Origin of the sequence: Enterobacter cloacae complex sp. FDA-CDC-AR_0164 (assembly GCF_003071645.1) — a bacterium.
Lineage (GTDB): Bacteria > Pseudomonadota > Gammaproteobacteria > Enterobacterales > Enterobacteriaceae > Enterobacter > Enterobacter ludwigii.
Map to the genome: position 1 here is coordinate 3,353,434 of NZ_CP028950.1, position 12,946 is coordinate 3,366,379.

Annotated in this window: 11 protein-coding genes; 10 read left to right on the forward strand and 1 reads right to left on the reverse strand. The window is 56.8% G+C overall.

Annotated features, from left to right (window positions below):
• Positions 1–2: 2 nt before the first annotated feature.
• Positions 3–506, forward strand: coding sequence for a chemotaxis protein CheW (gene cheW, locus AM410_RS16585; RefSeq protein WP_020883376.1), 504 nt, complete (start codon positions 3–5; stop codon positions 504–506).
• 189 nt (positions 507–695) lie between these two features.
• Here the strand turns inward: cheW and AM410_RS16590 are convergent, their stop codons facing one another.
• Complete coding sequence (locus AM410_RS16590) at positions 696–1,955, reverse strand: dicarboxylate/amino acid:cation symporter (protein ID WP_025203835.1); 1,260 nt, start codon at positions 1,953–1,955, stop codon at positions 696–698.
• A gap of 431 nt (positions 1,956–2,386) precedes the next feature.
• Between AM410_RS16590 and AM410_RS16595 the strand changes: the two genes are divergently transcribed.
• From AM410_RS16595 to AM410_RS16635, 9 genes are all read left to right on the forward strand, one after another.
• Positions 2,387–2,959 (forward strand): spore coat protein U domain-containing protein, encoded by a 573-nt coding sequence (locus tag AM410_RS16595; RefSeq protein ID WP_020883378.1) that lies wholly within the window; start codon positions 2,387–2,389, stop codon positions 2,957–2,959.
• A gap of 12 nt (positions 2,960–2,971) precedes the next feature.
• Positions 2,972–3,520, forward strand: a complete 549-nt coding sequence (locus AM410_RS16600; RefSeq protein ID WP_050736992.1) for a Csu type fimbrial protein — start codon at positions 2,972–2,974, stop codon at positions 3,518–3,520.
• Between the two features lie 16 nt (positions 3,521–3,536).
• Positions 3,537–4,298 carry a fimbrial biogenesis chaperone gene (locus tag AM410_RS16605; RefSeq protein ID WP_032680765.1) on the forward strand — a complete coding sequence of 254 codons (762 nt, stop codon included), beginning with the start codon at positions 3,537–3,539 and terminating at the stop codon, positions 4,296–4,298.
• Positions 4,274–6,658 (forward strand): fimbria/pilus outer membrane usher protein, encoded by a 2,385-nt coding sequence (locus tag AM410_RS16610; protein WP_073396033.1) that lies wholly within the window; start codon positions 4,274–4,276, stop codon positions 6,656–6,658. Before AM410_RS16605 ends, AM410_RS16610 begins: the two co-directional genes overlap by 25 nt.
• Entirely contained in the window at positions 6,655–7,617 is a 963-nt protein-coding gene (locus tag AM410_RS16615) for a Csu type fimbrial protein (RefSeq protein WP_032680768.1), read from the forward strand. Before AM410_RS16610 ends, AM410_RS16615 begins: the two co-directional genes overlap by 4 nt.
• Before the next feature lie 84 nt (positions 7,618–7,701).
• Entirely contained in the window at positions 7,702–9,366 is a 1,665-nt protein-coding gene (gene tar, locus AM410_RS16620; protein WP_047744853.1) for a methyl-accepting chemotaxis protein II, read from the forward strand.
• Positions 9,367–9,410: 44 nt separating this feature from the next.
• Positions 9,411–11,012: a methyl-accepting chemotaxis protein IV gene (gene tap, locus AM410_RS16625; protein WP_032680769.1), complete on the forward strand. Its 1,602-nt coding sequence runs from the start codon at positions 9,411–9,413 to the stop codon at positions 11,010–11,012.
• 19 nt (positions 11,013–11,031) lie between these two features.
• Positions 11,032–11,898: a protein-glutamate O-methyltransferase CheR gene (gene cheR / locus AM410_RS16630; RefSeq protein WP_083599652.1), complete on the forward strand. Its 867-nt coding sequence runs from the start codon at positions 11,032–11,034 to the stop codon at positions 11,896–11,898.
• Positions 11,895–12,944, forward strand: a complete 1,050-nt coding sequence (locus AM410_RS16635; RefSeq protein WP_014170663.1) for a protein-glutamate methylesterase/protein-glutamine glutaminase — start codon at positions 11,895–11,897, stop codon at positions 12,942–12,944. The genes cheR and AM410_RS16635 overlap by 4 nt, the downstream gene beginning before the upstream one ends.
• The last annotated feature ends 2 nt before the right edge of the window (positions 12,945–12,946 follow it).

Below are 12,946 nucleotides of genomic sequence, written 5' to 3' on the forward strand. Positions count from 1 at the left end.
ACATGACCGGTATGAGTAATGTAACGAAACTGGCGGGCGAGCCATCAGGGCAGGAATTCCTGGTATTCACTTTAGGCGATGAGGAGTACGGCATCGATATCCTGAAAGTGCAGGAAATTCGTGGTTACGACCAGGTTACCCGCATCGCGAACACGCCTGCCTTTATTAAAGGTGTCACCAACCTGCGCGGCGTGATTGTGCCTATCGTTGACCTGCGCGTGAAGTTCAGCCAGGGTGACGTGGACTATAACGAGAACACCGTGGTGATTGTCCTGAATCTGGGGCAGCGCGTGGTTGGGATCGTGGTGGATGGCGTATCTGATGTGCTGTCCCTGACGTCCGATCAAATCCGTCCGGCGCCGGAGTTTGCGGTCACGCTGTCTACCGAGTATCTGACCGGGCTGGGAGCGCTGGGTGAGCGTATGCTAATTCTGGTGAATATTGAGAAGCTGCTGAACAGTGATGAGATGGCGCTGCTGGATATCGCGACGAATCACGTGGCGTAATGTTTCTCTAAACGGTTCTGTGAGGCTTTCGTGGAACCGTTTCGTTCAGTCGGGCATTTCGGTTATCTGATTCGCCCGCTGCGGTGAACGTATTAAGGGGGCTATTGCAGCCCCCTTATCTTATTCACTTACTGCAGACGTAGTATTTTCTGCTGGTCTTAAGGTGAACGAAACCATTCGGCCAACCCGTTACGCTTCCTGCTCTACCAGCTCAGTCTCCGCTTCACGCGCCCCTTCATTTTGCGACAGCATCGCAGTCGCAATACCGTTACCCAGCACGTTAATCGCTGAACGTCCCATATCCAGGAAATGATCGATCCCCATCAGCAGCAAAATACCCGCCACCGGAATATTGAAACTCGGGATGGTTGCCGCCAGCACCACCAGCGACGAACGAGGCACCCCCGCAATCCCTTTTGAAGCCAGCATCAGCGTCAGCATCAGCACGGTCACTTCGGTGAAGCTCAGGTGAATATTGTACGCCTGGGCGATAAACATCGAGGCGAAAGAGCAATACACCATAGAGCCCACCAGGTTAAAGGAGTAACCGATCGGCAGAACGAAGGAGGCGATATTGCGCGAGCAACCAAAACGCTCAAGCTGCTCCAGCGTTTTTGGATACGCCGCTTCTGAACTGCTGGTGGTAAACGCCACCAGCACCGGGTCCTTCAGCATGCTGACCAGGCGGAACACCTCTTTCTTCAGCACCATATAGCCGACGGCCAGCAGCACCATGCAGGTGAGAAGGATTGCCACGTAGTAGCCGCCAATAAAGGAGGCATAGTTCAGCAGAATGCCCAGACCCTGAGTGGCAATCACAGATGAGATGGCGGCGAAAATGGCCAGCGGGGCGACGTACATCACGTAACCCGTCACCTTCAGCATGATATGGGAGACCACATCCAGCGCGGCCACCAGCGGGGCATTGAATTTTTGCCCCAGCGACGCGCCGGCGATGCCGAAGAACATAGAGAAGACCACAATCTGCAGGATTTCATTGTTCGCCATCGCACCGGCGATACTGGTCGGAATGGTATGGGACAAGAACGCTTTCAGCGTCATCCCTCCCACCGCAAGGCCGGTGTCTACCGCCTCTTTCGGGATAGCCAGGTTCAGGCCGCTGCCCGGACGCTCCAGCGTGACGATAAACAGTCCCACCAGAATGGAAAGCACGGATGAGCTAATAAACCACACCATCGCTTTGCCGCCCACGCGACCAATGGTGGAGGTTTCACCCAGTTTCATAATGCCTACGGTCAGCGTGCTGAAGACCAGTGGTGCAATAACCATTTTAATCAGACGCAGGAAAATATCGGTCAGCAGCGTGATGTTATCCGACCATGCTTTGATGGCATCCGCAGAGGCATACTCATGAATCGCCGCCCCTGAAAGAATACCCGCCAGCATGAAAATCACGATGAAGAGTGTGAGTTTGTTTGCACTTGCCACGAAAAAAGACCCTCTATGCGCTTTGGTTGCCGTCTGCGCCGATGTATATAGATTTTTTATTACGACGCAGGAAATTATTCGGCACATAAATTGAAGTAAAGCGGAGGGAGATACAACTAGTTTTTAATTTTTATTAATTTTGTTGTTAACGCCTCGACGATATATTGTGATGCAGATCACATTTCGATGGATATATCCTCTGCATATACGAGAAATAAGGCATTCACAAAGTATTAACATCCTGTTTTATAAATAAATATTCAGTCAATAAGCCATCAGTCTTGCCCTCCGCGGCGCGGGTGGTCGAAGCGGTATCCATAAACTAAATTCTCAATAACCCCCCGGAAGAGGAACGTTAAGTGGGGCTAACATCTTGAACAGCAAAAATAAAATGTGGCAAGCGAACGGAAATGTCTTCTGGAGGGTGGTAAATGAAAAGAAAACTCCTTTTGATCTGTGCAGGCACGTTGCTGACGGCGACAACAGCCCAACAGGCGCTGGCGGTGACCAGCAGCGGTACTATTGGCGCGACGTTAACCCTGACGAACGGTTGTCTGATAAACGGCTCGCCCACGCAAAATGGCATTAACTTCGGGACCCTGGATTTCGGCACCCATCCCGCAACGTTTTCCACCCTGACGACGCAGTTGACCGGTGCCAGCGGCGGTAACACGTTCACCATTCAATGTACGACCGCCAGCTATACGGTGGCGATCACCGGGAATACCAACTCCACCGCGCCGGGTACCGTCGTGGGGACGCCAGGCACGCCTGCGCGCTATCTGGTCAACACCACCAATGCTGCACAGGGTGTGGCTTACAGCCTGTATAGCGACAGCGGATTTAACAACGTCGTTGCCAACAACGCGGCACTACCAATAGCGTCAACCGCCGGGGGCATCGACAGTTACACACTTTACGGGCGCATTACCGGGGGCGGTAACAGCGTTACGGTCGTTCCGGGCACCTACACCGACACGATTAACGTCAGCGTCACCTACTAGTTTCACGCAGCCATGAAGGCATCCATTTTGCGTCTGCGCAACAGCGCGGAGGGGATCGTGCACCCTTTGTACGCGCTGATCGTCTGCCTGATGCTGGTGCCTGCGGCGGGTGCTGTGACGTCACAGTCATTTAAGGTCAGCGCGAGCATTGTGCCCGGGTGCGCGGTATCCGCGGGCAGCGGAGGAGTTTTCGGTACGCTCGATTTCGGTACCCACAACGGGGTGGAAAGTGCCCCGGTGAGCACCAGTTTTGTGCCTAACGGGGCCTTGTCCATCGCCTGCACGCCTGGCGTGGCGCTGAGTATGAGCATTAACGGCGGACAGAATTACTCCTCCGTTCGGCGTATGAAGCGCTCAGGGGGAACGGAAGTGGTGGGATATCGCCTTTACAGCAGCAGTTCGCTGGCGGCGAACAGCGAAATTGGCGTCAATCAGGCAATACCGGTGACCTATACCAACAGTAATAACATTGCGCTGCCGCTTTTTGGCGTGGCGCTGCTGACCGGGTTTAGCCCGGCAGGAACGTATTCTGATCAGCTCACCGTGACCTTGTCATGGTGATAAAGGGAGACAGTCGATGAAGCCATTTTTCAGACACCTTTGTCTGGTGAGTTTGTTGGGGGGAATGGCTGCGGCGACAGGCCAGGCGCAGGCGGCGGCAACCATTCTGTTGTGGCCCATCGATCCGTGGCTGTCAGCGGATGCCAAAGCCACTGAATTATGGATCCAGAATCAGGGGAACAGCGCAACGACAATGCAGGTCCGCATTGTGCGCTGGAAGCAGGAGGGCGGTTATGAACGCTACTCCGCACAGCAGGACGTGGTGGCCAGCCCGCCCATCGTCACCATTGGCAAAGGCAGTAAGCAGCTTATTCGTCTGATTAAGCAGGGTTCGGTGCCGCTCGGCGTCGAACAGGCCTACCGCATTATTGTGGATGAAATCCCCCAGCCGGATGCCAAAGCCGAGCCGGCCATAGGCCTGAAATTGCAAATGCGCTACTCCATTCCTTTGTTCGTTTATGGACAGGGGATCCCGACCCTAAAAGAGGGGGCACATCATGCGCTGGTGGAGACCAAAAATCTGAGCTGGCGGGTGACGCAGGAGAAGGGACATCCTGCCCTGGAGGTCCGTAATCAGGGGGATGTGCACGTCAAACTCAGCCAGGTGGCGCTTGAGCAGGGCGGGCAGAAGCGGACGGTTGCAGACGGATTACTCGGGTATGTTCTTGCGGGCAGCACCCGCACCTGGTCAATCCCGGCCGGAATAGGCCAGCCAGACCGGCTGAGCGCGCAGATTAATGCCAGGGATACGCAATGGCAGTCGACGCCCGTCAACTGAAACCGGCGATGATGATCCTGCTCTGCGTCAGTACCAGCACCTGGGCTGAGCCCGGCGATGACAGTTTACCGCCGCCGCCGCAGGCTCAGGCGTTGAACGGCGAAGCGGTCTTTCAGCTCTCGATTGTGTTGAATCACTACGACACCGGTATGGTGGTGCCCGTGACGCAGCGCGAGGGGGCATTCTTTATTTCCAGCGCCGACCTGCTGCGGGCAGGGCTTCCGCCGGAGCATGTGCCTGCCGGAGACGTGAACCTTTCTACCCTGCCGCAGGTGCGCGTAGAGTACGATAGCGCGGCGCAGCGTCTGCTGCTGGGCGTTCCGGCCGACTGGGTCGCCTCACGCGTGACCCCTTTCAGCGGACAAATGTCACAAAGCAAACCACACTTCGGGCGTGGAGCGCTGCTCAATTACGATCTCTACACCAACCATACGGAACATGTCGGCGGACAGGCCTCGCTCTGGCATGAATTCCGCTACTTCAATGAGAACGGCTCCTTTTCTTCAACCGGCTATGCCCGGGAAAATTTCACCGGAAACGACGGTCAGCAGGAAGGGTATGTGCGCTATGACACGACGCTTCTGATGACGAACGAGGACGAGGCCACGACCTGGACCGCCGGGGATGTGATCAGCGATGCCCTGAGCTGGAGCACCAGTGTGCGCATGGGCGGGATCAGCTACGGGCGGGATTTCTCCCTGCGTCCTGACCTCGTGACCTGGCCACTGCCAGAGTTCTCGGGCGAAGCGGCGGTTCCCACCTCGGTGGATCTCTTTATCAATGGCTATCGTTCCGGCTCGACCCAGCTTCAGCCGGGACCGTTCACCCTGACCAATCTGCCCTATATCAACGGAGCAGGGGACGCGGTACTGGTCACCACCGATGCGCTGGGGCGCCAGGTGAGTACCACGCTGCCGTTTTACGTCACCAGCGAATTGCTGAAACAAGGCCTGAGCGACGGGGCGGTGACGCTCGGCAGCCTGCGGCGTAATTACGGCATCAAGAATTTTGACTACGGCCCGGCGGCGGGTAGTGGGTCGTATCGCTACGGCGTTACGGACTGGCTGACGCTGGAGGGCCATGCCGAAGGGGCAGAAGCGCTGGCGCTGGGCGGGATGGGGACGGTGGTTAAATTGGGTCGGTTTGGCGTCGTGAATACCGCGTACTCTCAAAGCCGCATGCGTGGAGATAATGGCGGGCAAATCAACTGGGGCTATCAGTACAGTACCAGTGAATTTAGTGTAGCGACACAGCATACGCGGCGCGATCGCGATTTTGGCAACCTCGCCCTCTACGACCAACCGACGGTCTATGACGAAAATGACCGGCCCATCGCCAGTTTTAGTCGCAACACCGACCAGTATTCTCTCACCTTTAACCTGGGTGAGTATGGCAGTCTCGGTGCTGCGTGGATCGGCGTGGAGAGCTTTGACAACCAAAAAACCGAACTGCTGAATCTCTCCTGGAGCCGCAATCTGTGGGGGGCGAGCAGTATTTATCTGGCTGCAAGCCGCGATCAGCAGCGGGGAGACTGGACGGTGGCCATGTCGCTTCAGGTGCCGCTGGGAGAGCGTGACAGTGCCGCCGTAACCTATGAAAACACGCCAGATGCCGGCAGTACGCAGCGTATCAACTACAACCACTCCATGCCTTCCGACGGTGGCTTTAGCTGGAACATGGCATGGGCCAACCAGTCGAAAGCCAATGATTATCAGCAGGGAACGCTGGGCTGGCGCAATAACAACATCGAACTTCAGGGCGGTGGTTATGGCGAAAGGGACATGATGACCTGGTGGGGGGAGGCGATGGGCGCGGTTGTGCTGATGGACGGCGAGCTGTTTGCGGCAAACAAAATCAACGATGCGTTTGTGGTGATCAGCACCGACGGTCACCCGGACGTTCCCGTCAGCTATGAGAACCAGCCGGTCGGCAAAACGAACAATAACGGCTACCTGCTGGTCAGCGGGGTATCGGCTTATTACCCGGCCAGTTATCGCATTGATACCCTGAATCTGCCCGCGGATACCCGGCTGAAAGAGACAGAGCGGCGGATCGCTATTCGCCGCCACAGCGGTTATCTGGTCGATTTCCCGATGGAGCAGGAGCGGGTGGCAAGCGTCATTCTGCATGACAAGCAGGGGCAGGCTATTCCGGTGGGAAGCCAGGTTCGACGTGCCTCGCGCAACAATGCGGTGGTGGGGTATGACGGCATCGCCTGGCTGGAAAATCTCAGCGATGTGAACCCGCTTGAGGTGATTACGCCAGATGGAAAACACTGCTCGGCCACGCTGACCGTGGGGGCCAATCCGGAACATAAACTGCAGACATATGGACCGCTGATTTGCCGGGAGGAACGGTGAAGCGCTTACTGCTGTTGATGCTGCTGCTGTTTTCCGGCGGCGGCTGGGCGGCGTGTACCGTCAGTACGGTAAATGCGTCATTTGGTAGCGTCACCTCGTTCGCGCTCAGCGGAACCGGGGAGGTCGAAACCACCGGCAGGCTGATTGTGGCATGCGACGCCGTGCTCAATCTTCTGACCAACGACTCGGTGACGCTGAACTACACCGCCGCGTCGGTTTCAGGCAACAGCCGTGCCACCATGAAACGCACCGACAATGCGGCCATCACGGATGTGATCCCCACCCGGTTGTGCGGGTTAACGGGGTGTTCGGGCAATAGCGAAGTGCAAATCAGCAAAGCTTATACCTGGAGCGGCAACACCCTGCTGGGATTACTGGGGTCAAAACAGTACAGCATTCCGCTTTATTTCCGCACCGTTGCCGGACAAAACGTCACAGCCGGGCCCTATCAGGTGCTGCTCACCTTCAGCATCAACTACAGCGTCTGTTCCGTGGGCGTGCTGGGCCTTTGCACCGTTCCCCAGACAGGCACGGCGACCACCAGTATTCTTCTCAACATGACCGTCACCAACGACTGCAGCGCCATGACCACGCCGGACGTCAACTTCAACAGTGCGCCGCTGGTGCAAAGTTTCCCCACTGTCTCGCAGGCGATTGCCGTCACCTGTACCAAAGGAAGCACTTACACTATCGGAATTAATAATGGTGCCAACGCGCTGAATAATGTTCGCCGCATGGTGAGCGGCAGTAACTACATGAGTTACGACATTTATAAAGAAGCCACGACCAACCGCTGGGGTGGCAGCGGTACCGAGCGCTGGACCAGCGCAACCTCCTCGCAGGTCAGTACCGACGGTTTATTGCGAACCTACAACTACACTGCCAAAGTCCTTACCAGCCAGTCTACGCCGCCTGCCGGCACCTATACCGATACGCTGATCGTTGACGTTGCGTTTTAACCCCGCGCTTTTCCCTTTCTCAAATGTAAAGTTCCTGTAGTCAGTGCCGATAACACCGTTAATAAATCTATGAGAAGGTGTTGTATGTTGAACCGTATCCGCGTTGTCACAATGCTTATGATGGTGCTGGTCATTTTCGCACTTCTTCAGCTTACCTCCGGCGGGCTTTTTTTCTCGTCACTTAAACAAAACCAGGACAGTTTCGCCGCCTCGAACGATCTCCGCGTACAGCAGAGTGAACTGACGTCGACGTGGGATCTGATGCTGCAAACGCGTATCAACCTGAGCCGCTCTTCCGCCCGCATGATGATGGATCCAAATAATCAGCAGAGCAGTGCGAAAACGGAACTGCTGAAAAATGCGCGGGCGACCCTTGCTGACGCAGCGAAACACTACGACGCCTTTAAGAAAATCACGCCACAGCCTGCCATGGCGCAGGTGAGCCAGAATATCGATGAAAAGTACAACGCCTACTATGCCGGTCTGACGGAGCTTATTCAGTTCCTGGAAAGCGGCAACATGGACGCGTATTTCGCGCAACCTACCCAGGGGATGCAAAACGCCCTTGGTGCGGCACTCGGGGAATACGCCAAAGCCAGTGGCGACCTGTATCACTCGGCCTTTACGCAAAGCCAGAATGATTACCGCTTTGCCAAATGGCAGATGGCCGTCATGGCGCTGGCGCTGGTCATCGTGCTGGTGGGCGTGTGGTACGGCATTCGCCACATCCTGCTTAATCCTCTCGGTCGCGTCATTGCCCACATTCGCGAGATTGCCGGTGGTGACCTGACCAAAACGCTGACCGTCTCCGGGCGCAATGAAATTACCGAGCTGGCAAACAGCGTTGATCATATGCAGCGCTCGCTAATTGAGACCGTCGCCAACGTGCGTAACGGATCGGAAGCCATTTATACCGGTACCAGCGAAATTGCGATGGGCAACAACGATCTGTCGTCGCGCACCGAACAGCAGGCGTCGGCGCTCGAAGAGACCGCCGCCAGCATGGAGCAGCTTACCGCGACCGTGAAGCAGAACGCGGACAACGCCCGTCAGGCCTCACAGCTGGCGGAAAGCGCGTCCGAAACGGCGCAGCGAGGCGGTCGCGTGGTGGACGGCGTGGTGAAAACCATGCACGAAATCGCCGACAGTTCGAAGAAAATCGCCGACATCATTAGCGTTATCGACGGCATCGCTTTCCAGACCAATATCCTCGCCCTCAACGCCGCCGTTGAAGCCGCACGTGCGGGCGAGCAGGGGCGCGGGTTTGCCGTGGTGGCCGGGGAAGTGCGCAACCTTGCCAGCCGCAGTGCCAACGCGGCGAAAGAGATCAAGGCCCTGATTGAAGACTCCGTTTCCCGCGTCGATACCGGCTCCGTGCTGGTAGAAAGCGCAGGGGAAACCATGAATGACATCGTGAATGCCGTTACCCGCGTAACGGACATCATGGGTGAAATCGCCTCTGCGTCTGATGAGCAGAGTCGTGGTATCGACCAGGTCGCTCTGGCGGTATCGGAAATGGATCGCGTGACACAACAAAACGCCGCGCTGGTGCAGGAGTCCGCTGCGGCGGCCGCTGCGCTGGAAGACCAGGCAAGCCGTCTGAAGATGGCCGTCTCGGCGTTTCGTCTCGCTTCACTCGCTGGAAACACGGTCACCCCGCAAGCAACGTATCTCGCGCCTGCCGCAGCAGCGGCAGCGACCCGTAAACCTGCAGCGACGACCGGAAATGAAAACTGGGAAACATTTTGACTGACATTTAAACCGCGGCTGCTTGCCGCATGATGGGAGCGTGGATGTTAAATCGTATTCGTATCTCGACCACACTGTTTTTGATTCTGATCCTTTGCGGTGTGTTGCAGGTTGGCAGTAACGGGTTGTCTTTTTGGGCGTTTCGCGATGGCTATCAGAATTTGCAGGAAGTTGAGGCGAGTAACCAGCAGCGCGCCGCCGTGGCACAGACGCGCGCCGTACTGTTGCAGGCAAGCACGGCGCTGAACAAAGCGGGAACCTTAACCGCCCTGAGTTATCCGCCGGATGACATCAAGGCGTTGATGGTGACCGCGCGCGACAGCCTGAAGCTGGCTGACGCGCAGTTTAACGCCTTCGCGGCACAGGACGCCGGCAGCGCGGAAGTGAAAGCGCTGAAAGTCGCGATGAAGAAGCGTTTTGATCAGTGGCACAGCGACCTGGATCACCAGGCGACCTGGCTTGAGAACAACCAGCTCTCGGACTTTATGACCGCGCCGGTCCAGGCGTCCCAGGCGGCGTTTGATGCGAGCTTTAATGCCTGGCAGCAGAACATTAACCAGTTTGTCCAACGCGCCGGGAATGACAGCCGTAAAAACTACCATATGTCAGGCGTGATTTTTGCCGTGGTGGTGATTCTGGCGGTGCTGCTGACCGGCGGTGCCCTGTACTGGTCGCGCAGAATGATTGTGCAACCGCTGGCGATCGTCAGCAGCCACTTCGACAGTATTGCGAAGGGTAACCTGGCGCGTCCGGTGGCGGTGTACGGCAAGAACGAAATTTCGGCGATTTTTGCCAGCCTGAAGGCGATGCAGGGCGCCCTGCGGGAAACGGTCTCCGATGTGCGACAGGGCAGTTATGCCATGCACACCGGGATCTCGGAGATTGCGGCAGGCAATAACGATCTCTCGTCGCGCACCGAGCAGCAGGCAGCTTCGCTGGCGCAAACGGCTGCCAGCATGGAGCAGCTCACCGCGACGGTAAGCCAGAACGCGGATAACGCGCGTCAGGCGTCTGACCTGTCCAGACAGGCGGCGATGACGGCGAAGAAAGGGGGCGATCAGGCCTCTCACGTGGCCAGTACCATGCAGGACATTGCCGCCAGTTCACAGAAAATTGGCGACATCATCAGCGTGATTGACGGTATTGCGTTCCAGACCAACATTCTGGCGCTGAACGCGGCCGTTGAAGCGGCACGCGCCGGTGAGCAGGGGCGTGGTTTTGCGGTTGTGGCCGGTGAAGTCCGTAATCTGGCGAGCCGCAGCGCCAACGCCGCGAAAGAAATTAAAGGACTGATTGAAGAGTCCGTTTCGCGCGTCCAGCAAGGCTCTGCCCTGGTGGACACGGCGGCGAAAACCATGCACGAAATCGTCACCTCCGTTACGCGGGTTAACGACATCATGGGCGAGATTGCTTCTGCGTCCGATGAACAGCGTCGCGGAATTGAGCAGGTGGCCCAGGCGGTAAGCCAGATGGATCAGGTCACGCAACAAAACGCCTCGTTAGTGGAGGAAGCGGCAGCGGCAACCGATCAGCTGGCCAGCCAGGCGGATCATCTGACCGGGCTGGTCGCGGTATTTAATGTGAAAGAGCACGTTGAAGCAGTAACAGAAGTCGGGCGGTCGCAGGCCGTGCCAGTTGTATCCTGAATGTAATTAAGAAGGCGCTATGACATCACCAATGCCCCCAGGGCAAACGTCATTACTGTTGCAGATGACACAGCGCCTCGCGCTGTCCGACGCGCATTTTCGTCGGATATGTCAGTTAATCTACCAGCGTGCGGGGATTGTGCTTGCCGATCATAAGCGAGACATGGTCTACAACCGTCTGGTGCGGCGCTTGCGTACGCTGGGGCTGGACGATTTTGGTCGCTATCTGAGCATGCTCGAAGCGAACCAGAACAGCGCAGAGTGGCAGGCTTTTATTAACTCGTTAACCACCAACCTGACCGCATTTTTCCGTGAAGCTCACCACTTCCCGGTCCTGGCGGAGCACGCGCGTCGCCGCAGCGGGGAGTATCGCGTCTGGAGTGCGGCCGCCTCAACCGGGGAAGAGCCGTACTCGCTGGCGATCACCCTTGCCGACACGCTGGGTATGGCGCCTGGACGCTGGAAAGTCTACGCCAGTGATATTGATACCGAAGTGCTGGAAAAGGCACGCAACGGCGTGTATCGCCAGGATGAGCTGAAAACGCTGTCACCTCAGCAGTTGCAGCGTTACTTCATGCGCGGAACCGGCCCGCATGAAGGCCTGGTGCGCGTGCGCCAGGAGCTGGCGAACTGTATCGAATTCGCGCCCGTTAACCTGCTGGATAAGCAGTACAACGTGCCGGGGCCATTCGACGCTATTTTTTGCCGTAACGTCATGATCTATTTTGATAAAACGACGCAACAGGACATTCTGCGTCGGTTTGTTCCGTTGCTCAAGCCTGACGGTTTACTGTTTGCCGGGCACTCGGAAAACTTCAGCAACCTCGTGCGTGAGTTTAGCCTGCGTGGGCAAACGGTATATGCGCTGAGTAAGGAAAAAGCATGAGTAAAATCAGGGTGTTGTCTGTCGACGATTCTGCGCTGATGCGCCAGATCATGACTGAAATTATCAATAGCCACAGCGACATGGAGATGGTGGCGACAGCGCCTGATCCGCTGGTAGCGCGGGATTTAATTAAAAAATATAACCCCGACGTGTTAACGCTGGATGTCGAAATGCCGCGCATGGATGGCATTGATTTCCTGGAAAAATTGATGCGCCTGCGGCCCATGCCGGTGGTGATGGTCTCATCCCTGACCGGAAAAGGATCTGAAATTACCCTGCGTGCGCTGGAGTTAGGGGCGGTGGATTTTGTCACCAAACCTCAGCTTGGCATTCGTGAAGGGATGCTGGCGTACAGCGAAATGATCGCCGAGAAGATCCGCACCGCGTCACGTGCGAAGCTTGCCGCGCACAAACCGATGGATGCACCGGTAACGCTGAAGGCCGGTCCTTTACTCAGTTCGGAAAAACTGCTGGTGATTGGGGCGTCAACCGGGGGAACAGAGGCAATTCGTCATGTACTCCAGCCATTGCCGCTGTCAAGTCCGGGTATTCTGATCACGCAGCATATGCCGCCAGGCTTTACCCGCTCGTTCGCCGAGCGTCTGAACAAGCTTTGTCAGATCAGCGTGAAAGAGGCGGAAGACGGTGAGCGCGTACTCCCCGGCCATGCGTATATCGCACCGGGTGACAAGCATATGGAGCTGGCGCGCAGTGGCGCTAACTATCAAATCAAAATTCATGACGGGCCGCCGGTAAACCGGCACCGTCCGTCGGTGGATGTGCTGTTTCATTCGGTGGCGAAACATGCGGGGCGCAACGCCGTTGGGGTGATCCTGACGGGGATGGGTAACGACGGTGCCGCCGGAATGCTTGCAATGCACCAGGCTGGCGCCTGGACGATTGCGCAGAATGAAGCAAGTTGTGTGGTGTTCGGCATGCCGCGCGAGGCCATCAATATGGGTGGCGTGAGCGAAGTGGTCGATCTTAGCCAGGTAAGCCAGCAGATGCTGGCGAAAATCAGTGCCGGACAGGCAATACGTATTTGACT

Excerpts from the sequence above, each read along its gene's own strand:
- cheR (WP_083599652.1), top strand. The coding sequence starts at position 11,032 with ATGACATCACCAATGCCCCCAGGGCAAACGTCATTACTGTTGCAGATG.
- AM410_RS16600 (WP_050736992.1), top strand. The coding sequence starts at position 2,972 with ATGAAGGCATCCATTTTGCGTCTGCGCAACAGCGCGGAGGGGATCGTG.
- AM410_RS16595 (WP_020883378.1), top strand. The coding sequence starts at position 2,387 with ATGAAAAGAAAACTCCTTTTGATCTGTGCAGGCACGTTGCTGACGGCG.
- tap (WP_032680769.1), top strand. The coding sequence starts at position 9,411 with ATGTTAAATCGTATTCGTATCTCGACCACACTGTTTTTGATTCTGATC.
- tar (WP_047744853.1), top strand. The coding sequence starts at position 7,702 with ATGTTGAACCGTATCCGCGTTGTCACAATGCTTATGATGGTGCTGGTC.
- AM410_RS16610 (WP_073396033.1), top strand. The coding sequence starts at position 4,274 with ATGGCAGTCGACGCCCGTCAACTGAAACCGGCGATGATGATCCTGCTC.
- AM410_RS16635 (WP_014170663.1), top strand. The coding sequence starts at position 11,895 with ATGAGTAAAATCAGGGTGTTGTCTGTCGACGATTCTGCGCTGATGCGC.
- cheW (WP_020883376.1), top strand. The coding sequence starts at position 3 with ATGACCGGTATGAGTAATGTAACGAAACTGGCGGGCGAGCCATCAGGG.
- AM410_RS16605 (WP_032680765.1), top strand. The coding sequence starts at position 3,537 with ATGAAGCCATTTTTCAGACACCTTTGTCTGGTGAGTTTGTTGGGGGGA.